This window comes from Streptomyces sp. NPDC038200, from assembly GCF_055600785.1.
Genome location: NZ_JBVJYH010000006.1, coordinates 67,971 through 90,421 on the forward strand (window position 1 = coordinate 67,971; position 22,451 = coordinate 90,421).

Consider the following 22,451-nt stretch of genomic DNA (forward strand, 5'->3'; position numbering starts at 1 on the left):
GCTCCCCTCCCTCATACCCCCGTGCCTGTCTCGGTGGTGCTCGCTGTCCTCGCTGTGCTCGACCGTGCTGTCGTATGTCGCGTGCCTTTGCCAAAGGCGTGGTCGGTCCCAGCACATCACATAACGCACGGGCCCGGTCACTAGTCGTTGCGAATTGACCTGAAGTGGAAGTCGACTCTCCGTTACGGCGGTGAAAACGGCGCTACGACGGGGTCACACGAGCCGCACGGGTTTCTCGGGGCGTATTCCGGACCGGACCAGCCAGTCGCGCAGCGGGCCCGGGTCTCCCTCCTCGATCAGGCGGAAAACCTTCGGTGCCAGATCGGCGGCCCGCTCGCCGCCGAGCAGCAGGGACGGGCCGTCCAGCCAGTCCAGCGCGGGGACCGCACCCGCGGTGTCGACGGCCGCGCAGCACACCATCGCCGTGACGTGGTCGGCGAGCAGTTCGCGGGCGGTGCGCTGGGGCTGGAGCGGGAAGGGCGGCAGCACGCAGCCGCAGTCGTCCCACAGGGCGCTCTCGGGGCTCCTGGGCGCCGCGTCGCCGCCCGGCACGGCGGCCTCCTCCCGGGCCAGCTCGGCGCTCAGCCCGGCGGCGAGGGCGGCACTGCGCTCGGTGGCGGGGTCGCAGTCCTCTTCGTCGCCGTAGCGGGGACAGGGGGCGGGCTCGGGGCCGGGGAGGGGGGTGTCGTGGGAGGCGGAGTCGGCGGCGGAGGCGGGGTGAGAGGGGTCGGCGGGGAGGCCGACGGTGTCGGCGGAGGTGCCGGGTGCGGTGCCGCCGGGCGCCGGTCCGTCGGCTCGGTCGGCTCCGTCGGCTCCGTCGGCTCCGTCGGCTCCGTCGGCTCCGTCGGCCAGAGGCTCCGGGGGTTCCGGGTGGGCGTCGGTCGGGCGGCCGGGGCTCGTGCGTGCCGTGGACGGCTCGGTGAGGTGGTCCAGGAGACGGGCCAGGGTGGGGCTGCCGGGGCCGGGCTCCCGGGGGTCGGGGGAGGTATGGACGCCGAGAGAGTCCAGGACGCGGTGCAGCCGGGCCGCGTCGGCGCGCCAGGTGCGGTCCACGACCTCCTCCGGATACGCCTGCCAGTCCACCGGAGCCCAGTGGGGGCCGGGCTCGGCCGGGCCGCCGTGGAAGAGACGGGCGGCCAGCAGCGAGGCGGCCTCGTCCACCGCGCCGGGCTCCTCCAGCAGGTCGCACGCGGGTCGCTCGCCGAGCCGGGAGGCGAAGCCCTCGGCGAGCCGGTCGCGGCGGGACAGCTCGGTCAGCGCCGCCACCACGCCCGCGTCCAGCCGGGACGGCCAGCGGCCCATGCGCCAGGCGGGTAGCGCGACCCTGGTCAGCAGCCGGTCCCAGCCGGCGTAGGCCAGCCCGACCTGTTCCTGCGCGACGATCCGCAGGCCGTAGTCGACGGCCTGGGCGCGCTCGGCCGCCGCCGCCGCGACCCCGCGCTCCATCTGCGTCGCGTGCTCCCGGCAGCCGCGCAGCAGCAGCCGGGCCACCCGGCCGAGGACCGCGCACACCCCGCGGGTCAGCGGGCAGCGGCCCGGGGTCGAGGCGACGGCCACGGCCGCGTCCAGCCCGCGCACGAAGCGGCGGGCGGCGGCTATGTCCGGGTGCGCCGAGGGACCCGTGCCCGCGATGACCGGGGCGAGGACCGCGCGCAGCTCGCCGACGCGCATCCACCACAGGAAGGGGGAGCCGATGACGAGGACCGGCGCGACCGGGGCCCGGCGGCGGCCCGGGCCCGCTATCTCGTCGGGCGCCGGGCGCGGGGGCGGCCCGTGGGCGGAGTGCGCGCGGTCCTCCAGCCAGCTGTCGCAGTCCGGAGTGAGCGCTATCGCCGAGGGGGCGGGCACGTCCAGGCGGTCGGCGAGGTCGCGCACCATCCGGTACAGGTCGGGGGCGGACTTCTCCGGGATCGGCACCGTGGGGGTCGTGGCGGGGCGGGCCCGGGCCACGACCAGACCGATGCCGGCCGCGGCCAGCAGCACCAGCACGGCGAGCACGCCCACGATCCAGCGGGCGACGTCCCAGCCCCGGCCCACGAGATGGCCGGTGGTGGCGCCGGTCAGCAGGATCACCGCGGCGCCCGCGGGCAGCAGGGCCACGGCCAGCGCCCGGCCGCGGACCCGCAGCACGGCAAGGGCCCGGGAGCGCGCGGCCTGCGCGCCCATCTCCACACCGACTCCGCTCACGTGCCGACCTCGCCCCCTCCCCGCCGATCGCGTCCTGCCCTGGTCTTGTTCACTCCCCCACTGTGGCACCCGCCAGTGACATCGCAATGCCGGTGGGCCAAGTGCCGGAACGCTTGCGCGGCACCCTAGTTGGGGCCTCGGCCCCCGTCAGCCGGATGGCTGATTGCTCACTCGATGGAATGGCTCTGGTCAGAGCTGGGTGACAGAAAGCAAAGATCAGGCCCCGGATTGTCTCCGGGGCCTGATCCGGTACGAGGACGCGCGCGACCGGCGCGTTCGCCGCCTCGCCCTACGCCTGCGCCACCTTCGCCGCGATGTCGGTGCGGTGCTGCGAACCGTCCAGCCCGATCCGGCCCACCGCCCGGTACGCCCGCTCGCGCGCCTCGGCCAGGTTCGCGCCGGTGGCGGTGACGGACAGCACACGGCCGCCCGCGCTCACGACCGCGTCGCCGTCCCGCTTGGTGCCGGCGTGCAGCACGAACGCGTGCGGGGCGTCCTCGGCGGCCACTTCGTCCAGACCGGTGATCGGGTCGCCGGTGCGCGGGGTGCCCGGGTAGTTGTGCGAGGCGACGACGACGGTGACGGCCGCGTCCTCGCTCCAGCGCAGCGGCGGCAGGTCGGCGAGGTTGCCGGTGGCGGCGGCCATCAGGACGCCGGCCAGCGGGGTGTTCAGCCGGGCCAGCACGACCTGGGTCTCCGGGTCGCCGAAGCGGGCGTTGAACTCGATGACCCGGACCCCGCGCGAGGTGATCGCGAGACCGGCGTAGAGCAGCCCGGAGAACGGTGTGCCCCGGCGGCGCATCTCGTCCACCGTCGGCTGGAGCACCGTCTCCCGCACCTCGTCGACCAGCTTCGGGTCGGCCCAGGGCAGCGGCGAGTAGGCGCCCATGCCGCCGGTGTTGGGGCCCTCGTCGCCGTCCAGGGCGCGCTTGAAGTCCTGGGCGGGCTGGAGCGGGACGACGGTCTCGCCGTCGGTGATGGCGAACAGCGACACCTCGGGGCCGTCGAGGAACTCCTCGATCACCACGCGCTCACAGCCGGCGGCGTGCGCCTTGGCGGCCTCGAGGTCGGAGGTGACGACGACGCCCTTGCCCGCGGCGAGACCGTCGTCCTTGACGACGTAGGGGGCACCGAAGGCGTCGAGGGCCTCGGCGACCTCCTCGGCGGTGGTGCACACGTAGGAGCGGGCGGTCGGCACCTCGGCCGCCGCCATCACGTCCTTGGCGAAGGCCTTGGACCCCTCGATCTGCGCGGCCTCCCCGGAGGGGCCGAAGACCGGGATGCCCGCCGCGCGGACGGCGTCGGCCACACCGGCGACCAGCGGGGCCTCCGGGCCGACGACGACCAGCTCGGCGCCGAGGCCGGTGGCCAGTTCGGTCACCGCGGCACCGTCGAGCGCGTCGACCGGGTGCAGCTCGGCGACCTCGGCGATGCCGGCGTTGCCGGGGGCGCAGTACAGCGCGGTGACGTCGGGGTCGAGGGACAGGGAGCGGCACAGGGCGTGTTCGCGGGCGCCGCTGCCGATGACGAGGACCTTCACGGGGTCAGCCTACTGGCAAGGTCGCCGAAGGCCGGGGCCCGGGTTTGTTGGACTTTTCTCCAACGGTGCCGTCATGGGCCCCGGACGCCGGGCCGCCCCCTCACTCGTTCGAGAACTCCTCCACCACGGTCGCCCCCAGCTCCCGCACGATCAGCTCGTGCCCGGACAGGGCCGACTCGTCCAGATCCGGATCGTCGTCCTCGGGGATGTCGTCCTCGGGCGCGACGGGCGGCGGCTCGGGGGCGGCGGCCGGCCGGGGGGCCGGTGCTGCGGGCGCGGCCGGGGCGGTGCCGCGGGGTGCGGCGGGGGCCTGCGGGGCCGGCTGGGGGGTCGCGGGGCGGGGGGCCGCGGGGGCGCCGTAGCCACCGCCGGCGGGGGAGCCGCCGTAGCCTCCGCCTCCGCCGTAGCCGGAGGAGCCGCCCGGGGCGGGCGGGGCGGAGCCGCCCGACGGGTCGACGACGGCCTCGATCTTCCACTGCACGTTGAACTGCTCCGCCAGCGCCTGCCGCAGCACGTCCTCGCTGCCGCTGCCGGAGAAGTTGTCCCGGGCGCCGGCGTTGACGAAGCCGAGCTGGAGGGTGGTGCCGTCGAAGCCGGTGACCTGGGCGTTCTGGCTGAGCAGGATCCAGGTGAAGCGGCGGCGGTTCTTGACGGCCTCCAGGATGTTCGGCCAGAGCGCGCGGGGATCGACACCGCCGACGGGGGCGGCCGGGGCGGGCGCGGGAGCCTGCGCCGCCGGGGCGGGCTGCTGCGGGGGCTGCGGGGCGGGAGCCGTTCGGCCGGGGCCTCCCGGGCCCGGGCCCGGCTGACCGCCCGCGGGAGCGGCGGCCGTGGGCCAGCCACCGGGGCGCCGGCCGCCGCCGGCGGAGGCGGCGGCGGGCCAGGCGCCGGGGGCGGCCGGGGCGGGGGCCGGTGCCGGGGGCGGGGCCGCGGGGGTCTGCGCCGCGGGGGCGGCCGGGGCAGGGGCGGCCGGGGCGGGAGCGGGAGCGGGTGTGGCCGGCACCGCGGCGGGCGCGACCGGCTCGACCGGGGTACCAGGCCCCGCCGGGACACCCGGAGCCATCGGAGCGCCCGGACCCGCGGGAGCACCCGCGGACCGGACGGCCGCGCGGGCCGCCGCGGGTCCCCCGCCGGGCGGAACGGGCATCGCCCCGGAGGCGGCACCGGCACCGGCACCGGCGCCCGGTGCGAAGGCGCCGCCGTGGGCCTCGGGGCCCGGGACGTACCCCATGGCGGGCGCGCCGGCGCCGCCCGAGAAGTTGACGCCGCGCTCCAGACGGTCGAGACGGGCCATCACGGACCGCTCGTCGCCGTAGGCGGCCGGGAGCAGGACGCGGGCGCAGATCAGTTCCAGCTGGAGGCGGGGCGAGGTGGCGCCGCGCATCTCGGTCAGGCCCCCGTTGACCAGGTCGGCGGCGCGGCTCAGCTCGGCGGCGCCGAACGTCTCGGCCTGGGCCTGCATGCGCTCCAGGACGTCGGCCGGGGCGTCGAAGAGCCCCTTCTCCACGGCGTCCGGCACCGCGGCGAGGATCACCAGGTCGCGCAGCCGCTCCAGCAGGTCGGCGACGAAGCGCCGAGGATCGTTGCCGCCCTCGATGATCCGGTCGACGACCTCGAAGGCGGCGGCTCCGTCACCGGTGGCGAAGGCCTCCACCACGGAGTCGAGCAGGGACCCGTCGGTGTAGCCGAGGAGGGAGGTCGACATGGCGTATGTCACACCATCCTCGGCGGCACCGGCGAGGAGCTGGTCCATGACGGACATGGAGTCACGCACGGACCCGGCGCCGGCGCGCACGACGAGCGGCAGCACGCCCTCCTCGACCGGGATGCCCTCCTTCTGGCACACCGCGGACAGGTAGTCCCGCAGGGTGCCCGGGGGCACGAGCCGGAAGGGGTAGTGGTGGGTACGCGACCGGATGGTCCCGATGACCTTCTCGGGCTCGGTCGTGGCGAAGATGAACTTGAGGTGCTCGGGCGGCTCCTCGACGACCTTCAGCAGCGCGTTGAAGCCGGCCGACGTGACCATGTGGGCCTCGTCGATGATGTAGATCTTGTACCGGCTGCTCGCGGGTCCGAAGAACGCCTTCTCGCGCAGCTCACGGGCGTCGTCCACACCACCGTGAGAGGCCGCGTCGATCTCGATGACGTCGATCGAACCCGGGCCGTTCCGGGCGAGGTCGCGGCACGACTGGCACTCCCCGCAGGGGGTCGGCGTGGGACCTTGCTCACAGTTCAGGCAGCGGGCCAGGATGCGCGCGCTGGTCGTCTTGCCACAGCCGCGCGGCCCGCTGAACAGGTACGCGTGATTGACCCGGTTGTTCCGCAGCGCCTGCTGCAGCGGGTCGGTGACATGCTCCTGCCCGATGACCTCGGCAAAGGTCTCCGGGCGATAGCGGCGGTACAGCGCGAGAGACGACACGCATACGAGGTTAATGGCGCCCACCGACAACGGGGCCCGCCCGCGGCCCCGGGGAACGCAAGGGCCCCCCACGCACCCGCCAGAGCCGACCTACCCTTGCTGCCTTCCGGCCCTGGGGGAGTTCAGTCAGATAGCGCCGCGTGAGGGGCTGTGCCCCACAGTACCCGATCGCGGGCCCCGGACTCCAACCCGTCCCGCCCACGAACCCACCCGACGACTGCCTGCGAGAACGGGTTCGCGAGCACTCCCCTCGGTCATGTAATGTTCTCGGCGGAGGATTCGCCTAGAGGCCTAGGGCGCACGCTTGGAAAGCGTGTTGGGGGCAACCCCTCACGAGTTCGAATCTCGTATCCTCCGCCAGTGCCTCACCGGGCACGATGTCGAAGGGCCCCACCGTTCGCGGTGGGGCCCTTCGACGTGTGTCAGCGCTCGTTGTCCTGGTTTTTGTCCACAGGATGTTTTTCCGGCGCTCCCCAAATGGCTCGCTCGATCTTCCGAGCCGCGGAGCCCGGAGCAGCCCAAAAACTGACCGTGCATGAACGCAGGTGAACGCCCCCGTACGAGGGCTCCGAGCGCCCCAGACGTTTCCTGAACGACATTCCCGGCTCGCCCCCCGAGCGGCGTCCGCACCCGGTCCGAATCCTCCGGCGTTTCCGGCCCAGAGCAGTAGGCTTTTCGCCCACACGAGCTGAGGGGGCGGGGTGGCACAACAGATCGTGTCCTACGCACTGGACGACGAGACGGTGGTCCACATCGAGGTGGAGCCCACCGGGGACTGGCACCCCGTCGGGGCGAACGAGACGGCCGGCCGTGTCCGGGACGCCGTCGGCCCCGCTGTGGAGGCCGCACGGACCGTGCTGGACAGGGTCACCGAGCTGCGTCCGGACCAGGTCGAGGTCAAATTCGGCATCAAGGTCAACGGCACGGCGAACTGGATCGTGGCCAGAGCGGCCACCGAAGCCAATTTCGAGATCACCCTCGCCTGGAACGCCGAGACCGCGGCCGGCCAGGACACCTCCACGCCGTGAGCACGGCCGTGCCGGGAGCCCGGCCCCAAGGGGACACCTGGGTCGCGGCGGTCCACAGCACCGAGCAGGACATGCGCCCGCTGGGCTCCGGTGTCCTGATCGACGGCAAGCGGGTGCTGACCTGCGCTCACGTGGTGGTTCCGACCTGGAGCAAAAGTGGGGCCCTGTGGGTTTCGCTGCCCAAGGCGGGAGAGTTCGTCGGCCGGCGGGTCCCGGTCGTCGATGTGACGCTGCCGACAGGCGGTGCCGACGAGGTGCGGGACGTGGCGATGCTGCACCTGGCCGACGAATTACCCGAAGTCCTGGCCGCGCGTCTCCGGGGAGCCGTACCCAACGATCTCGTCGGCACGGGGTGGTGGTCGTTCGGTTTCCCGGAAGGAGTGCTCGGCAACTCCGCCTCCGGTGCCGTGGGCGAGACGCTGGGGCACGGCTGGATGCGGCTGGACGTCCGGGACAGCCGCTACCCGGTCAAAGGCGGATACAGCGGCGCCCCCGTGTGGTCTGCGGCGCTCCGAGCGGTGGTCGGCATAGTCGGCCAGGCGCACAGCAGTACCGGCGACGCACTGGCCCTCACCGTGCGGGAGATCGACCGGCTGCTGCCGGACCAGAATCTGCACGCGCTCACGAAAACCTCGCTCGAAGCCGCGGAAGAGAGCACCCTCGCCGCCTGGGGCTGGTCCCTGGGCACCGATCCGGAAGCCACGCGGCACTGGCGACCCCGGGCTCGGGGAGTGAGCACCGACGCCGAGCGGGGCTTTCGCTTCCGCGGCCGTACCGCCGCACTGCGTAAGATCACCGAATGGATCGGCGCCGACCGGACGCAGCGCCAGGTCCTGGTGCTGACGGGCGCCCCGGGCTCGGGGAAGTCCGCGGTGCTGGGCCGCATCATCACAACCGCCGACCCGGAGCTCACCGCATCGCTGCCGTCCGGTGACACGGCTCTGCGGGCTCGTCCCGGATCCGTCGCCTGTGCGGTGCACGCCAAGGGCAAGACGGCGCTGGAGGTGGCCCAGGAGATCGCACGCGCCGCGTCCGCCCCTGTGCCCGGCCAGCTCGTCGATCTGCTGCCTTGCGTGCGTTCCCGTCTCGAAGAGGGCCCCTGCCGGAACTTCGCACTGATCATCGACGCGCTCGACGAAGCAGCCTCCCCCGCCGACGCGCGGGCGATCGTGCACCACATCGCGATGCCGCTCGCCGAGACCTGCGCCGACGTGGGAGCCCGTCTGGTGGTGGGTACGAGGCGCCGGGACGATGCCGGTGACCTCCTGGGCAGCTTCGGGCGGTCCGCGCGGGTCCTCGATCTCGACGCCCCCGGGCTTTCGGACCGCTCCGATCTCATCGCGTACGCATTGGCCACCCTTCAGCTGCAGGGCGACGAGCGCTCAGGCAATCCTTACGCGGACCACGGACGCGCTCTGCCGGTCGCGGAACGCATTGCGGCCCTCTCCGACGGCAACTTTCTGGTCGCCGGTCTGGTCGCCCGTTCCCACGGTATGCACGACCCGCAGGCGGTGGACCCCGGCACCTTGTCGTTCCCGGTGAGCGTGGACACATCACTGCGCGAATACCTGCGGCACCTGCCCGCTGTCGGCGGGCTGTCCGCCGAGAAGCTGCTCGTCCCACTCGCCCACGCCGAGAGTCCCGGTCTGCCCCCGAAGCTGTGGCAGACGGCGCTGGCGGCGCTGTTCGGCACGGCTCCTCCCGAGGAGAACCTGCTGGCCTTTGCCCGGTCCTCCGCAGCGAACTTCCTCATCGAGACCACGGGCAGCGGCTCGCGCCACCTCATGTTCCGGCTCTTCCACCAAGCTCTGAACGATGCCTTGCGCACCGCCCGCGCCGACCTCGCCCTCCTGGCCGCGGACGAACGAGCCATGACGCTCGCCTTCATCGACGAGGGTGCGGAGAACGCCTGGGCGAGTACACACCCCTACCTGCTCCGGTCCCTTGCCACGCACGCGGACCGTGGAGGCGTCATGGACCGCCTGCTGCTGGAGGACGACTACCTCCTCCATGCCGACCTTCGCCGCCTCATACCGAAGGCGCGCTCGGCGGTCACCGAAGACGGGCGCCGACGTGCCGAGTTGTTGCGCCGGACGCCGCGCGCTCTCGATGCCGCTGCGCCCGTGCGGGCGGCTCTGTTCAGTGTCACGGAGGTTCAGGAGCACCTCGGGGAGGCATACCGGCACAGCGCTGTCGCCGCTCCGTACAGGGCCGTGTGGTCGACCGTTCCGCCCTCGCTGGAAGTAGCCGTCTTCGAGGGGCACACCAAACAGGTGGACGCCCTCTGCTTCGTTCACACCGGGCGGCGCGGACTCCTCGCGAGTGCGGACGAGGACACCATCCGGCTCTGGGACGTGGTGACGGGGGACGCGGTGCGCACTCTCCACCATGGTTCCGGATGGATAGGGGCGCTGTGCCCGGTGGTCGTGGACGGTCGCCGTCTCCTGGCCGGCGCCGGAAGCGACGGCACGGTGCGGCTGTGGGACTCGCAGACCGGCGAAGTCGTCCGGGAACTGCGGGGGCACCGCACGTCGATCGAGACGATGTGCACCATCGACATCGCCGGGACGGTCTGTCTGGTCACCGCCGGGCACAACCGGGTGACGGTCTGGGACACCGGGACCGGCGAAGCACGGCGTACGTTCCGCACCCGGACCAATCGTCTCGGCGATGTGTGCGCGATCGAGCTGGACGGACGAACACTGCTGGCCATCGGGATCCATCGCTCGCAGCGCTACGACCAGATTCGTCTCTGGGACCCGGGCACAGGTGAGACCGTCCGTCTCTTCTCCGCACGCAGCGGCGACATCGTGACCCGCAAACTCGCCACCGTCCCTTGCCGGAACGGTCCTCTTCTGGCCACCAATCACGGCGATGACGTGCTGCTCCTCGATCCGCGCACCGGGACGCCCGTCGAGCTGCTCGCGGGTGAGGGAGGCGACCTGTTCTCCATCTCCGTGGTGCGCAGCGCGTACGGATCGCTCGTGGCTGCCGGTTATGCCGTGGACGACGACGGCACCATCGTGGTCTGGGATCCGGTTACCGGCGTGCGCACGCACCGCCTGGAAGGTCATGACGGATGGGTGGGCGATGTGTGCGCGGTGGAATCGGAAGGGGAGTGGCTGGTTGCGAGTACCGGTGAGGACCGCACCGTGCGTCTGTGGGACCTCGACCGTCACCGGTCTCCGGAGCAGGCAGAGGACCCGGGGGGCTGGGTCGGCTCCCTGTGCACGCTCCAGGTCGGCGGGCGGACGGTGATCGCCGACACCGGCTCGAACGGAGGCGTGCGGCTCCACGACCTGGTGACGGGGCAGCTCGTCGACCGGTTCGACAGTCTTCACCCGCTTGTCTCCGACGTATGCACGGTGCGGGTGGACGACAGTGTCTGCCTGGCCATCGCCAGCCGTGGCGACGGAGAGGGCGCCGTCCAGCTCTGGCAGCCCTCCTCCGGTGCCGTGCATCAGACGTGGACGGGACCGGAACCTCGCAAGATCACTCAGGTGGAGGTGAACGGCCGGCCGTGCCTCGCGGTGGCCGCCTATGCGGAGAAGACGCAGTCGATCTCGGTCTGGGACCCGTCGTCCGGCGAAACCCTGCGGTACCTGCAGATCCTCGAAGCAGGGTTGACCAACGACCTCTGCAGTCTGCCGGTCGCAGGTCACCCGGTGCTTGCGGCCCTCGGCAGTGGGTGGCCGGGGAACCAGGGCACGCTCACCCTGTGGGACCTGGACCGCGCGGAAGTGACGGCGTCCTGGGAGATTCCTGATGCCGACTTCGGATCCATGTGTGTGCTGGAGACCGGCACCGGCACCTTCCTGGCACTCAAGCAGCAGGTGAAGTCCGACGACACCGACTCATGGGGCGTGGGGGCCGTGTCGGTCGTCGATCCGGTCACCGGCCGCAGAGTGTTCGGGCGAGAACTGCACAACGGCTGGGTGAACTCCATCGCCTGCGTGCGGCCAGGTTCCCGTCCGCTCCTCGCGAGCGCCGGTCAGACCGCTCGGACCGTCGGACTGTGGACCCTGGACGGCCTGCGCCAGGTGATGAACATCCCCGTGCGACGAGAGGTCTACTCGGTGGTCGAGGCCGAGGGTCATCTGGTCATCGGCCTCGATACGGGCCTGTTGACGGTCAGACTCTTGGAGTGAACAAGGCCCGTGCTCACCGCGTCACCCGCACCGGTGCCGTCACCGTCGTCTGGTCCACGTCCGAGGTCCGGACCGTCGCCTTCAGGGTCCAGGTGCCGGGGAGGGGGAGGGTGAAGGCGTCGGCGGCCCAGTAGCCGCCGCGGTCCGTGACCTTGGTGTCCAGGGGGCCCACGCGCTGGGCCGGGAGCGTGAGGGTGACGCGGAGTTCGGGGACCGTGGAGAGGCCGCCGTCGGGGCCGTAGATCACCGCCTGGACGGAGTTGGTGCCGACGCGGCCGGGGTCCAGGGTGATCTGGACCTTGCCCTGGCCGCCGGGGGTGCCGATGTCGAAGGGGATCGTGGTGACGGAGGCCGTGGGGATGCCCGCCGTCACCGGGAGGGCCTGCGGGGCGGACTCCGTCGCCGCGCGGCCGGGCACGGTACTGGTGAGGAGCGTGGTCAGGGCCAGGACCAGCATGGCGACCGTCGCCTCCACCAGGACCGAGCGGCGCAGCAGGTACAGGGCGGTGGTGGCGGGGGCGGTGACGGAGGCAGGCCCGGTGCCGGTGGCCGGTTCGGGCGGAAGCGGGGGGCCGGTGGCCGGTTCGGGGACGCGGGCGGGGGCGGGGGCGCCTGCTCGGGCCAGGCGGGCGGTGAAGGTGCGGGAGCAGGCCGCCGCGAGCAGGAGCGCGGTGACCGCCGCCAGCTTGGCCAGGAGGGTACGGCCGTACGTCGTGTCCGTCAGCGCCTGCCAGGACCCGAGGCCGCGCCAGGACTGGTAGACGCCGGTCACGACCAGGACCGTCACCGAGGCGAAGGCCAGGCGGGAGAAACGGGCCGGGACCGAGGCCGGCAGGCCCGCCGGTGCCGGGGTGCGCCGCAGCGTCCACAGGAGGGCGGCCAGGCCGCCCAGCCAGGCCGCCATGGCCAGCAGGTGCAGGGTGGTCGCGGCGATGGCCACCGGGACCTGGATGCCGGCCGAGGCGTGATCGGACGCCGACCAGGTCAGGGACAGGGCGAGGGCGAGGACCGCGCCCGCAGCCAGGGTGGCGCGGCGCGGGAACCGGGCCCTGCGGGTCCTCAGCAGGGCCACGCCGGCCGCCGCCGGCAGCAGGAGCGCCGGACGGGCCAGGAGAAGCAGGCCGGGGCGGGTCGTCGCCGTGTGGCCGAGGGACCGGAGGGTGAACGCCGTCGCCGGGGAGGCGCCCTCCTCGTACGGGGCCCGCAGCAGGTACAGGGCGGCCGTGGAGACGAGGAGCACGGCGAGGGCGGCCAGGGCGGGGGCGCGCAGGTGGGCGGTGGACGGCGGACGGCAGTACGCCACGAAGGCGGCGGTGCCCAGGAGCAGGGCCAGGGAGAGGTAGGCGAGATAGCGGGCGATCGTGTGCAGCGCCGTGGTGGCGGGGTTCTCCGTGCGCTCCGGGGGCGGGGTGACCGCGTTCGCCGTGCGCTTGCCCACGGAGAAGGTGAGGGCGCCGGACACCGGGTGGCTGTCCGCCGACACCACCCGCCAGGCCACCGTGTACGTGCCGGTGGCGAGCTTGGCCGGGAGGCGGACGCGGGCCGTGTCGGAGCGGCCGGGAGCGTGGCCGGCGGGGCCGGTGCGGACGCGGTGGTTGCCGGGGTCGTAGATCCGGAAGGAGTCGGTCAGCAGGCCGACCGACTCGGTGAAGGCGAGGGTCACCTGGCGGGGCGCGGTGCGCAGCACGGTGCCGTCGGCGGGGTCCGACGCGCGCAGCACCGCGTGGGCCGAGGCGGGGGAGGCCGTGCCGACGAGGAGGCCGAACAGGACGGCGGGGAGGAGCAGGAGCACGGCCCGGGTGAGCCGGGCCGTGCGGTGCGGTCGTCGCGGTCCTCGGTGTTCCTCGCCCAGCACCCTCAGCCTCCGTCCCCACCGGCACCCGTGCTCCGTGACAGAGCCTCCCTGTACGTACGCGGAGAACGGCTCGTGTGCTCACCGGGCCGGGCAAGTCGTCGCCCCGCCGTCCGCCACCGGGTCGGACCGCTGGTCCGGGAGGCCGGCGGGGAGGCGGGGAACAGGCGGTCACCGGGCACGGACCGCCCGCGCCGCTCACCAGGTCGGACGCGCCGTCCACCACGAGGTCGTGACCGCTGATCCAGGAGGCCGGCGGGGAGGCGGGGAACAGGCGGTCACCGGGCACGGACCGCCCGCGCCGCTCACCAGGTCGGACGGGCCGTCACCCCGCCGTCCACCACGAGGTCGTGACCGCTGATCCAGGAGGCCAGCGGGGAGGCGAGGAACACGCAGGCGTCGGCCACGTCCTCGGGGCGGCCCAGGCGGCCGGTGGGGGCGGCGGCGAGCCAGCGGCGTACGCCGTCCGGCCAGGACTCCGCGAGGCCGGGGCGGTCGACGAGGCCGGGCGAGACCGTGTTGACCCGGATGCCGTCGGGACCGTACTCCAGGGCCGCCGCGCGGGCGTGCAGGACCACGGCCGCCTTGGCCGCGCTGTAGTGCGCGTGGCCGGGGGCGGGGTGGCCCGCCTCGATGGAGGCGATGTGGGTGATGGTGCCGCCGCCGTGGGCGCGCATGTGGTCGGCGGCGGCCTGGGTGCAGGCGAAGACGCTGGTGAGGTCGGTGTCGACGACCGCGCGCCAGTCCCCCGCCGTCATGCCGGGCAGGGGCTGGACGGGCTGCACGGCCGCGTTGTTGACGAGGGCGGTGAGTCGGCCGGCCGACCAGGCCGTCGTCTCCGCGACCAGGCGGTGGCAGGCGGCCTCGTCCGTCAGGTCCGCCCGGAGCACGACCGCCCGGCCGCCCGCGTCCCGGATGCGGTCCGCCGCCTCGGTGGCCGCGGCGACCGCCGTACGGCAGTGGAGGGCCACCGCCGCGCCCTGTGCCGCGAAGCGCAGGGCGATGGCACGGCCGATGCCGCCGCCGGCACCGGTCACCAGGGCGGTCTGTCCGTCGAGCAGGGTCATGGGCGGCACAGTTCCGTGATCGGGCCGGCCTCGGCGGGGTAACGCGCCGTCAGACGGGCCGCGTCCCCGTGTTCGTAGTCCGCGTAGGTGAATCCGGGGGCCATCGTGCAGCCGAAGAACGTCCACGCGCCGCCCGGTGCCACCCGTGCGCCCATCCAGGTGCGGGCCGGCACGGTCAGCTGGGGGTGCCCGCCGGGGCCGAGGACGGGGGCGCTGGTGGTGCCGTCGGGGGCGAGGAGCAGGAGCCGGAGCGGGTCGCCGAGGTAGAAGTGCCACACCTCGGCGAAGGGCAGGCGGTGCAGGGCGGAGAAGTCGTCGGCCGTGAGCAGCGCGACTATGGCGGTGCCCTCGGGGCGGCCGTCGGGCCGGTCGGGCCCGGTCCAGGTACGGCGGAACAGGCCGCCCTCGCGGGGGATGGGTTCGAGGTCGTAGTGCGCGATCAGCTCTTCCGGCGTCGTCACCCGGGGAAGGCTACCGCCCGGTCCAGGAAGGCGAGTTGTGCGTGCTTCTCCGGCAGGTACACGTCGGGGAGATCGATTTCGGGGAGGACGACGACGGGGCCGCGGCGGAAGCCCTGGCGTTCGAAACGGGCGATCGCCCTGGCGTTGCGCACGTCCGGGTCGACCACGATCCGCTGCCGGTCCAGGACCCGCAGCGCGTACGTCGTCATCGCCGTGAGCAGGGCGGACGTCCAGCCGGGCAGCGGGCCTCCGGGTCCCGCGGGAGCGAGGAGGAGGTGTACGCCGAGGTCGCCGGGGCGGACGTCGTAGCACTCGCCGACCCGGTCGGCGGACGGCTCGTACGTCTGGAACAGGGCGGCCGGTTCGCCGTCCTTGGTGACCAGGTGGGCGTGGTGGGTGTCGAGCGTGGCCATGTGGGCGTAGATCTCGGCGACCTGGGTCCGGGTGAGGCCGTTCATGCCCCAGAAGGCGGCGCGTTCGTCGCTCACCCAGGAGTGGATCAGGTCGGCGTCACCCTCGGGGTCGAGGGCGCGGACGCGGACGGTGCCGTAGCCGTCGACGTGCTGGGCGTGCAGGTCGGTCATCGGGTTCCTGACTGCTCGGTGGGGTTCGGGTGCTGGAGGCGCGGCGGCCGGGTCGGTCGGCTCGAAGGCTCAGGTGGCGGCCGGCTCGAAGGCTCAGGTGGCGGCCGGCTCGAAGGCTCAGGTGGCGGCCGGTTCCGCCGGTTCCGCCGGTTCGGCCGGTTCCGTCGGCTCGGGGGTGAGCCGGGTCCAGTCGGTGATCACCGGGACCAGTCGGCCCTCTGTCCACAGGGGGAGTTGGTCGCGGTGGTGGGCGGCGCCGGGTACGCCGTCGGCGCCGAAGGGCACCACCCAGCCGCTGTTGTCGCGGTCGGCCAGGTCCCACACGTAACGGGCGGCCGGGCCGCGGGCGGCGCGGTCGGTGAGACCGGGGACGGCGGAGGTGCAGAGCACGCAGTCGTGGTCGCCGGCGAGGCCGGGCTCGGCGGATCCGTCCGGCGTGGTGTCCGGCTGTTCCGGCAGGGCCTTCCACGGGGCCAGGCGGTGGACGGCCGCCCAGGGCCGGGTGGGCGGTGCGGCGGCCACCTCCTCCAGGGCGGCGCGGACGGCTGCCGCGCGGTCGATGCCGTACAGGTCCTCGGCGCTCAGCAGGTGTTCGAGGGCGAAGCCGATCCGGGGGACGAGGGCCAGCCAGGGGAGCAGGACGTCCGGGTAGGCCGGGGGCTCGGTGAGCGCGGCGAACACCGGGTGCGCGGCGAGGTGGCGTACGAGCGCGCCGCGCACCGCCGCGTACGCCGCCGCGGCGGTGCTGTCCGCCTCCATCCGGCGGTCCCAGACGAGCAGGCGGTCGCGGAGGGCCGCCGCGGCGGGGGTGAGGCCGGTGAGGGCGGCGATGCGGTCCAGGAGGGGGGCGGCGGAACCGAGGTGGGTGTCGGTGTGGATCGCGGGCATGCCGTCGGCGGTCCAGGTGCGGCGGGCGTCGAGCAGGGTGCGGATGCGGGCGGCGCGGTGGGGCGGGGCGAACTCGACGCCGAAGGGGGTGGCGAGGCCGCGGCCGTTGGCCATCACCGCGATGCCGTCGACCGGCTCGGCGTACGGCGTCCGGTGCGTGCCGTGCCAGTCGTGTCCTGGCTCCCACGCGGGGACCGGACGGACGCGGTTGGCCTCGGCGCGGACGGGGACCTGGCCGGCGACACGGTGCAGGGTGCCTCCGGCGGTGTCGGCGGCCTGTACGACGTTGACCGGCTCGGTCCAGGCGTCCAGGGCGCTGTCGATGTCGGCGACGGTGCGGGCGCGGAGGAGGGGGAGGAGGGCGCTGAAGCCGAGGTCCTCCGTGACCCGGGGCGGGTAGCGCAGGGCGAGCGCCTCGGCTTCGGCGGCGCCGGAGCCAACGTCGCGGGCGCCGGCACTGCTCCCGAAGCCGGTACCGGTCCCGATGCCGGCACTGCTCCCGAAGCCGGTACCGGTCCCCATGCCGGCACTGGTTCCGAAGCCGGCACTGGTTCCGAAGCCGGCACTGGTTCCGAAGCCGGCACTGGTTCCGAAGCCGATGCCGGACGCTTCCAGGCCCTCCGGGCCTCCGGCGATCACCGGGCCCCGGGGGGTTTCGATGATCTCGATCTCCGTGGCGGGCTCGCCCGCTGTCGCCACCGTCTCCGTGTGACGGGTGGCCCGGTGCCAGGTGCCGTCCGGGCCGAGGGCCTCGATGCCGGCGCCGGTGCGGCGCAGCCGCTCGCGGTAGAGGTCCTGGTAGTCGGCCATGGCGTTGGTGATGGCCCACGCGGCCGTGCCGGTGTGGCCGAAGTGGGCGATGCCGGGAACGCCGGGGACGGCCAGCCCGACGACGTCGAACTCGGGGCAGGAGAGGCGGATCTGCTGGTAGACACCGGGGTCTTCGATGAAGCGGTGCGGGTCGCCGGCGATGAGGGCGTGCCCGGTGGCGGTGCGCTCGCCGGTGACCAGCCAGCCGTTGCTGCCGGCGGTGCCGGGCCCGTCGGTGGCGAAGAGACCGACGGCCTGCGGGCCGAGGTGCCGTACCGCCTGTTCGCGCCAGAGCTTGGCGGGGAAACCGGCGAACAGGATGTGCGTGCCGAGCCAGACCCCGAGCGGCGTCCAGGGCTGCCAGCGGCCGGGGGCCAGGCCGGTGCGGGCGAACTCGGGGGCACGGCGGGCGCCGACGGCCAGGCCCGCGTTGACGCCGTCGACGTACGCCCGTACCCACTCGGCCGTCTCCGGGTCGCGGCGTTCCAGTGCGGCGAAGCAGCGGCGGGCGGTGTCGTCGAGCCGGGCCCGACGGGCGAAGACGTCCCAGGAGAGGGCCCCGGCGCCGAGGAAGGAGGCGGAGGTGCCCTGGGCGCGGTGCCGCTCGACCTCCAGCTGCCAGGCCCGGTCGTGGGCGGTGACCCGGCCCTGCGCGTGGGCGAGTTCGCGCGCGTCGGCGGCGCGCAGATGCGGGATGCCCCAGGCGTCGCGGTAGGTCTCGATGGTCACCCGGAGACCCCTTTCGTGCTTTAGGTTAGCCTTGCCTAAGTTTTACGTGGCGGAATCGTACGCGAACGATGGAGGGGTCATGGGGCAGGGGCGGGGCTGGGAAGGCGCGGTCCTCAGACTGCTGCGCGCCAAGGACTTCGTGCTGACCGTCCTCGACACCGAGGACGTGACCCCGCACTACCGCCGGCTGAGGCTGAGCGACGGGGGGCTGCTCGCCGCGGCCGGGGTCCACCCCACGATGTGGGTACGGCTGTGGTTCTCCGCCGACGGCCGGCCCCACCAGCGGGCCTACACCCTGGTCGACGCCGACCCGGCAGCCGGCACCTTCGGCCTGGAGTTCGCCCTGCACGAGGGCGTGGCCTCCGACTGGGCCCGCGCCGCGCGGCCCGGCGACACCGTCGAGGCGACCGTGCAGGGCACCGGCTTCCAGGACCCCGACCCCGCGCCCTCACACCTCGTCGCGATCGCCGACCCCGCCTCGCTGCCCGCCGTCAACTCCCTGCTCGGCGCCCTGGGTTCCGCGCCGGCGACCGTCTGGTTCGAGGGGGAGCCGGCGGGGCTGCCCAGCCGGGCCGAGCCCGGCCGGCACGAGATACGGCCGGTGCCGCGCCGGGACGCGGGCGCCCACCTGGTGGACCGGGTCCGCGCCGAGCTGCCCGCCGTGCTCGCCGGCACCCCGCACCCGTACGTCTGGATCGCCTGCGACACGGCGACCACCCGCACGCTCGCGTCCTACATCCGCAAGGAACTGGGCCTGCCGAAGCACCGGGTGCACGCCCTGGGCTACTGGCGCGCGGACTGAGCGGGGCGGGGCGAGCACCGAACACCCGAGCGCCGGGAGAGCCGTACGGACCGAGGGGGCCGAGCGGTGCCGAGCGCGTCCGGAGAGCGGGCGGGCTGCGCGGGCGGGAAGCGGGGGTGCGCGAGATCATCGACCCATGGACGTCACCCTGCACCTCGCCCAGGACCCCGCGGCCGACGCGCTGCTCGGGCGCTCCCCGCTCGCCGCGCTGACCGGGATGCTGCTGGACCAGCAGATCCCGATGGAGTGGGCGTTCAAGGGGCCCCGGACCATCGCCGACCGGCTCGGCGCCGAGGATCTGGACGCGCACGACATCGCGGCGATGGACCCGGAGACCTTCGCCGCGCTGCTCTCCGACAAGCCCGCGGTGCACCGCTACCCGGGTTCCATGGCGAAGCGGATCCAGCAGCTGTGCCAGTACCTCGTGGAGCACTACGACGGGGACGCGGAGGCGGTCTGGCGGGGCGTCGGCAGCGGGGCCGAGCTGCTGCGGCGGTTGGAGGACCTGCCGGGGTTCGGCAAGCAGAAGGCGCAGATCTTCCTGGCCCTGCTCGGCAAGCAGCTCGAGGTCACCCCCGCGGGGTGGCGGGAGGCCGCCGGGGCCTACGGCGAGCCGCAGTCCTTCCGGTCCGTCGCCGACATCACCGGCCCGGAGTCGCTGGCCAAGGTGCGCGCCCACAAGCAGGAGACGAAGGCGGCGGCGAAGGCGGCCAAGGCGGCGAAGAAGTAGCGCCCGGCAACGCCCCCGAGGGACCCGGGCCATATCGGCCTGCGCTCCCGCCGCGCGGCCCCCACCCTGACCCCCGAGGGACCCGGGCCGTATCGGCCTGCGCTCCCGCCGCGCGGCCCCGGCCCCACCGTGGCCCCCGCCGCACCGGACCCCCACGGCCTCGCACCACCGCCGCACCGCACGCCCACGGCCTCGCACCACCCGTACGGCCCCCTCCTGATGGCCCCCGCCCGGCGGCCGGTCACAGCATGGGGCATGACCGACATACCGAGCAGCGGCCCGGACCGGGACCGCGCATTCGACGACCGGCGTGTCCACGAGCCGGCACCGGCCGGCGGCCCGCGTCCGACGGAGCCGTCCCACGGCCACCACGAGCCCGAGCCACCGTTCGAGGGCCCGCTGCACGCCTTGTCCCGGGCCGCCTGGCAGACCGTCCTGATCACCGGGATCGGCTCCCTGGTGCTCGGCATCCTGGTGCTGGTCTGGCCCGGCCCTTCCCTGCTGGTCATCGGCGTGCTGTTCGGCCTCTACCTGCTGTACAGCGGGGTCTTCCAGCTGGTGGCCGCCTTCGGCACGCACCAGAGGACCTCGCTGCGGGTCCTGGCCTTCATCAGCGGCGCGCTGTCGATCCTGCTCGGCCTGCTCTGCTTCCGCGGCCCCATGCAGTCGATCCTGCTGCTCGGCCTGTGGATCGGCATCGGCTGGCTGTTCCGCGGGATCACCCAGACCCTGGCCGCCGTGCACGACTCCCGCATCCCCGCCCGGGGCTGGCAGATCTTCCTCGGGATCCTCACCTTCATCGCCGGGATCGTGCTCATCGACTCGCCGTACGAGTCGGTCGCGGTGCTGACCCTCGTCGGCGGGATCTGGCTGATCGCGGTGGGCATCGTGGAGATCATCACCGCGTTCCGCATCCGCGGCCGGGCACGTCACGTGCCGCAGACGGTATGACGGTGTGACCACCGTCGACCGGGTGCGCCGCGGATACGCCGAGCGGGCGGATCTCGCGCCCGGCGTGCTGGCTCCCCCGCCCGCCCCGGGGAGAAAGATGCCGTGAGCGGGAGCGGGAGCAGGAGCACGCTTCGGGGCCGTAGCGGGCTACGCGTCCTCGTACTGCTCCTCGCCCTGTGGGTGCCCGGCGCCCATGTGCAGACCCAGGGGGTCCTCGATCCCGTCGTGGCCGCCGCCGAGACGGCCGAGCACGACGCCTGCGACACGCCCCTGAGGCCGCCCGCCCGCACCGTCCACCGGGCCGACGCTCCCGAGCGCCCGGCCCCCCTCCCGGGCCCGGCGCCCGTCCGCCCGGCGGCCCGTCCCGGCCCCGCCACGTCCCGGGTGCCGCACACCACGCCCCTGCTGCGCACGGTGGTCCTGCGCTGCTGACAGACCCGCGTCCCCGCGAGGTCAGTCGGCTCGACGCAAGGAGCAGCACAGCCATGCCCAAGGATCCCTACGCCGTCCTGCGCGCCCTGCTGCGCGCGGAGGCCCGGCGCGGTACGGCGGCCAAGCCGGACCGGCAAGCACCGCAGCCGCAGCGGACCCCCGAGGACCGGGACCGCTGAGCCACCGCCCGGCGGAGGCGGGCTACCGCCTCCGCCGGGCGGTGCCGAACAGCGAGCGGGTGATCTCCCGGCCGAGCTGGGTGCCGACCGAGCGGGCCAGGGACTTGAACATCCCGCTGCTCACGACCTGTTCCATCAGGGACGGCTCGTCCTCGGGCACCGGCCGGGACCGCTGCTGCCGCGCGGGCTCCTGCGGCCGGGCGGCGCTCAGCTTCTCGTACGCCGACTCCCGGTCCACAGCCTGTGCATAACGGTCGTGGAGAGGGGAGTCGCGGACCGCCCGGTCCAGTCCGGCGGCGTCCACCGGGCCCATCAGGGACCGAGGGGCACGCAGCCGGACGGCGGCGACCGGGGTCGGGGCGCCGGTCTCGCCGAGCACGGTCACCACGGCCTCGCCGGTGCCCAGGACGGTGAGCAGCTCCTCCAGGTCGTACGCCGATTTCGGGAAGGTCCGCACGGTCGCCCGCAGGGCCTTCTCGTCGTCGGGGGTGAACGCGCGCAGGGCGTGCTGGACACGGTTGCCGAGCTGGCCGAGGACGTCACCGGGCACGTCCTTCGGGGTCTGGGTGACGAAGAAGACGCCGACGCCCTTGGAGCGGATCAGGCGGACCGTCCGGGTGATCGCGTCCAGGAACGCGGTGGAGGCGCCGTCGAACAGCAGGTGCGCCTCGTCGAAGAAGAACACCAGCCTGGGCTTGTCGGCGTCGCCGATCTCGGGCAGGTCGTGGAAGAGGTCGGCGAGCAGCCACATCAGGAAGGTGGAGAACAGCTGCGGCTTGTCCTGGACGGCGGGGAGTTCGAGCACCGAGACGATGCCCCGGCCGTCCTGCGCCGTGCGCAGGAAGTCGGCCGTGTCGAACTCCGGCTCGCCGAAGAAGTCCGCCATGCCCTGCGCCTCGAAGGCCGTCAGCGAACGCAGGATCACCCCGGCCGTGGCGCCGGACAGGCCGCCGATGTTCTTCAGCTCGGCCTTGCCCTCGTCGGAGGTGAGGAAGGCGACGACCGCGCGCAGGTCCTTGAGGTCGATCAGCTCCAGGCCCCGGGTGTCGGCATAGTGGAAGATCAGGCCGAGGGACTGCTCCTGGGTCTGGTTCAGCCGGAGCACCTTGGCGAGCAGCACCGGGCCGAAGCTGGTGACGGTGGCGCGTACGGGGATGCCGTGGCCGACTCCGCCGAGCGCGTAGAACTCCGCCGGGAAGCCGGCCGGGGTCCACTCCTGGCCGACCTCGCCGGACCGCTTCCGCACCCGGTCCCCCGGCTGTCCCGGCCGCGCGATGCCGGACAGGTCGCCCTTGACGTCCGCGAGGAACACCGGGACGCCCTGGGCCGACAGCTGCTCGGCGATCAGCTGGAGGGTCTTGGTCTTGCCGGTGCCGGTGGCGCCCGCCACCAGACCGTGCCGGTTGAGCACGGGCAGCGGGATGCGGACCGGGGCGTCGACGTGGCACCGCCCGTCCCACAGGAGGGCACCGAGGTCGAGCGCGGGACCGGTGAAGGCGTAGCCGGAGGCGATCTTCCGGGCCTCGACGGGCAGTGCGGCATCCCCCCGAGGGCCGGCGGGCGGCACGGTCTCGCTGTCACTCATCTCCGGCCTCTGTTCCCGTAGTAACCCGTATGCCCGTTTTGCTGCGTCTTTTCAAGCGT

16 protein-coding genes, 1 tRNA gene and 1 other RNA gene are annotated in these 22,451 nt (G+C 73.8%); 8 read left to right on the forward strand and 10 right to left on the reverse strand.

The features are described from left to right. Nucleotides 1–213: 213 nt before the first annotated feature. From ACZ7KF_RS14710 to ffs, 4 genes are all read right to left on the reverse strand, one after another. The gene (locus tag ACZ7KF_RS14710) at nucleotides 214–2,166 is read right to left on the reverse strand and encodes a M48 family metalloprotease (protein ID WP_471074457.1); all 1,953 of its coding nucleotides are present in this window, start codon (nucleotides 2,164–2,166) and stop codon (nucleotides 214–216) included. 310 nt (nucleotides 2,167–2,476) lie between these two features. Continuing rightward, complete coding sequence (purD, locus tag ACZ7KF_RS14715; RefSeq protein ID WP_471073561.1) at nucleotides 2,477–3,727, reverse strand: phosphoribosylamine--glycine ligase; 1,251 nt, start codon at nucleotides 3,725–3,727, stop codon at nucleotides 2,477–2,479. Between the two features lie 100 nt (nucleotides 3,728–3,827). Then, nucleotides 3,828–6,146: a DNA polymerase III subunit gamma and tau gene (locus ACZ7KF_RS14720; RefSeq protein WP_471073564.1), complete on the reverse strand. Its 2,319-nt coding sequence runs from the start codon at nucleotides 6,144–6,146 to the stop codon at nucleotides 3,828–3,830. Between the two features lie 56 nt (nucleotides 6,147–6,202). Then, nucleotides 6,203–6,299, reverse strand: an RNA gene (ffs, locus tag ACZ7KF_RS14725) — signal recognition particle sRNA small type. Between the two features lie 119 nt (nucleotides 6,300–6,418). On the opposite strand from ffs, the gene ACZ7KF_RS14730 reads away from it, so the two are divergent. The 3 genes from ACZ7KF_RS14730 (at nucleotide 6,419) to ACZ7KF_RS14740 (ending at nucleotide 11,322) form a co-directional block, all read left to right on the forward strand. Beyond that, a tRNA-Ser gene (locus ACZ7KF_RS14730) sits at nucleotides 6,419–6,506 on the forward strand. Between the two features lie 341 nt (nucleotides 6,507–6,847). Then, complete coding sequence (locus ACZ7KF_RS14735) at nucleotides 6,848–7,174, forward strand: CU044_2847 family protein (protein ID WP_471073567.1); 327 nt, start codon at nucleotides 6,848–6,850, stop codon at nucleotides 7,172–7,174. After that, nucleotides 7,171–11,322, forward strand: a complete 4,152-nt coding sequence (locus ACZ7KF_RS14740) for a trypsin-like peptidase domain-containing protein (protein ID WP_471073570.1) — start codon at nucleotides 7,171–7,173, stop codon at nucleotides 11,320–11,322. Before ACZ7KF_RS14735 ends, ACZ7KF_RS14740 begins: the two co-directional genes overlap by 4 nt. Nucleotides 11,323–11,335: 13 nt before the next feature. Here ACZ7KF_RS14740 and ACZ7KF_RS14745 read toward each other — a convergent pair whose 3' ends face one another. The 5 genes from ACZ7KF_RS14745 to ACZ7KF_RS14765 form a co-directional block, all read right to left on the reverse strand. Beyond that, nucleotides 11,336–13,108 carry a copper resistance CopC/CopD family protein gene (locus ACZ7KF_RS14745; protein WP_471074460.1) on the reverse strand — a complete coding sequence of 591 codons (1,773 nt, stop codon included), beginning with the start codon at nucleotides 13,106–13,108 and terminating at the stop codon, nucleotides 11,336–11,338. A 371-nt stretch (nucleotides 13,109–13,479) separates the two neighbouring features. After that, the gene (locus ACZ7KF_RS14750; RefSeq protein ID WP_471073572.1) at nucleotides 13,480–14,241 is read right to left on the reverse strand and encodes an SDR family NAD(P)-dependent oxidoreductase; all 762 of its coding nucleotides are present in this window, start codon (nucleotides 14,239–14,241) and stop codon (nucleotides 13,480–13,482) included. Continuing rightward, nucleotides 14,238–14,702: a cupin domain-containing protein gene (locus tag ACZ7KF_RS14755; protein ID WP_471073575.1), complete on the reverse strand. Its 465-nt coding sequence runs from the start codon at nucleotides 14,700–14,702 to the stop codon at nucleotides 14,238–14,240. The genes ACZ7KF_RS14750 and ACZ7KF_RS14755 overlap by 4 nt, the downstream gene beginning before the upstream one ends. Further along, nucleotides 14,699–15,286: a GNAT family N-acetyltransferase gene (locus ACZ7KF_RS14760; RefSeq protein ID WP_471073578.1), complete on the reverse strand. Its 588-nt coding sequence runs from the start codon at nucleotides 15,284–15,286 to the stop codon at nucleotides 14,699–14,701. Before ACZ7KF_RS14760 ends, ACZ7KF_RS14755 begins: the two co-directional genes overlap by 4 nt. Before the next feature lie 117 nt (nucleotides 15,287–15,403). After that, a complete protein-coding gene (locus tag ACZ7KF_RS14765) occupies nucleotides 15,404–17,713 on the reverse strand; it encodes a penicillin acylase family protein (protein ID WP_471073581.1) in 2,310 nt (769 codons plus the stop codon). 79 nt (nucleotides 17,714–17,792) lie between these two features. Here ACZ7KF_RS14765 and ACZ7KF_RS14770 point away from each other — a divergent pair, with 79 nt between their 5' ends. The 5 genes from ACZ7KF_RS14770 (at nucleotide 17,793) to ACZ7KF_RS14790 (ending at nucleotide 20,807) form a co-directional block, all read left to right on the forward strand. Next, nucleotides 17,793–18,515: a siderophore-interacting protein gene (locus ACZ7KF_RS14770; protein ID WP_471073584.1), complete on the forward strand. Its 723-nt coding sequence runs from the start codon at nucleotides 17,793–17,795 to the stop codon at nucleotides 18,513–18,515. A gap of 136 nt (nucleotides 18,516–18,651) precedes the next feature. Further along, the gene (locus tag ACZ7KF_RS14775; RefSeq protein WP_471073587.1) at nucleotides 18,652–19,245 is read left to right on the forward strand and encodes an HhH-GPD-type base excision DNA repair protein; all 594 of its coding nucleotides are present in this window, start codon (nucleotides 18,652–18,654) and stop codon (nucleotides 19,243–19,245) included. Between the two features lie 255 nt (nucleotides 19,246–19,500). Beyond that, complete coding sequence (locus ACZ7KF_RS14780; protein ID WP_471073590.1) at nucleotides 19,501–20,196, forward strand: HdeD family acid-resistance protein; 696 nt, start codon at nucleotides 19,501–19,503, stop codon at nucleotides 20,194–20,196. 102 nt (nucleotides 20,197–20,298) lie between these two features. Further along, on the forward strand, nucleotides 20,299–20,628 hold the full coding sequence (locus ACZ7KF_RS14785; protein WP_471073593.1) for a hypothetical protein: 330 nt from the start codon (nucleotides 20,299–20,301) through the stop codon (nucleotides 20,626–20,628). Nucleotides 20,629–20,681: 53 nt separating this feature from the next. After that, the gene (locus ACZ7KF_RS14790) at nucleotides 20,682–20,807 is read left to right on the forward strand and encodes a hypothetical protein (protein ID WP_471073596.1); all 126 of its coding nucleotides are present in this window, start codon (nucleotides 20,682–20,684) and stop codon (nucleotides 20,805–20,807) included. A 22-nt stretch (nucleotides 20,808–20,829) separates the two neighbouring features. Here the strand turns inward: ACZ7KF_RS14790 and ACZ7KF_RS14795 are convergent, their stop codons facing one another. Further along, nucleotides 20,830–22,392: a helicase HerA-like domain-containing protein gene (locus ACZ7KF_RS14795; protein ID WP_471073598.1), complete on the reverse strand. Its 1,563-nt coding sequence runs from the start codon at nucleotides 22,390–22,392 to the stop codon at nucleotides 20,830–20,832. Nucleotides 22,393–22,451: the final 59 nt, after the last annotated feature.

Bases quoted from the DNA above. Each gene is read 5' to 3' on its own strand.
- ACZ7KF_RS14710 (WP_471074457.1), bottom strand. From the start codon at position 2,166: ATGGGCGCGCAGGCCGCGCGCTCCCGGGCCCTTGCCGTGCTGCGGGTC.
- ACZ7KF_RS14750 (WP_471073572.1), bottom strand. From the start codon at position 14,241: ATGACCCTGCTCGACGGACAGACCGCCCTGGTGACCGGTGCCGGCGGC.
- ACZ7KF_RS14760 (WP_471073578.1), bottom strand. From the start codon at position 15,286: ATGACCGACCTGCACGCCCAGCACGTCGACGGCTACGGCACCGTCCGC.
- ACZ7KF_RS14770 (WP_471073584.1), top strand. From the start codon at position 17,793: ATGGGGCAGGGGCGGGGCTGGGAAGGCGCGGTCCTCAGACTGCTGCGC.
- ACZ7KF_RS14775 (WP_471073587.1), top strand. From the start codon at position 18,652: ATGGACGTCACCCTGCACCTCGCCCAGGACCCCGCGGCCGACGCGCTG.
- ACZ7KF_RS14780 (WP_471073590.1), top strand. From the start codon at position 19,501: ATGACCGACATACCGAGCAGCGGCCCGGACCGGGACCGCGCATTCGAC.
- ACZ7KF_RS14790 (WP_471073596.1), top strand. From the start codon at position 20,682: ATGCCCAAGGATCCCTACGCCGTCCTGCGCGCCCTGCTGCGCGCGGAG.
- ACZ7KF_RS14795 (WP_471073598.1), bottom strand. From the start codon at position 22,392: ATGAGTGACAGCGAGACCGTGCCGCCCGCCGGCCCTCGGGGGGATGCC.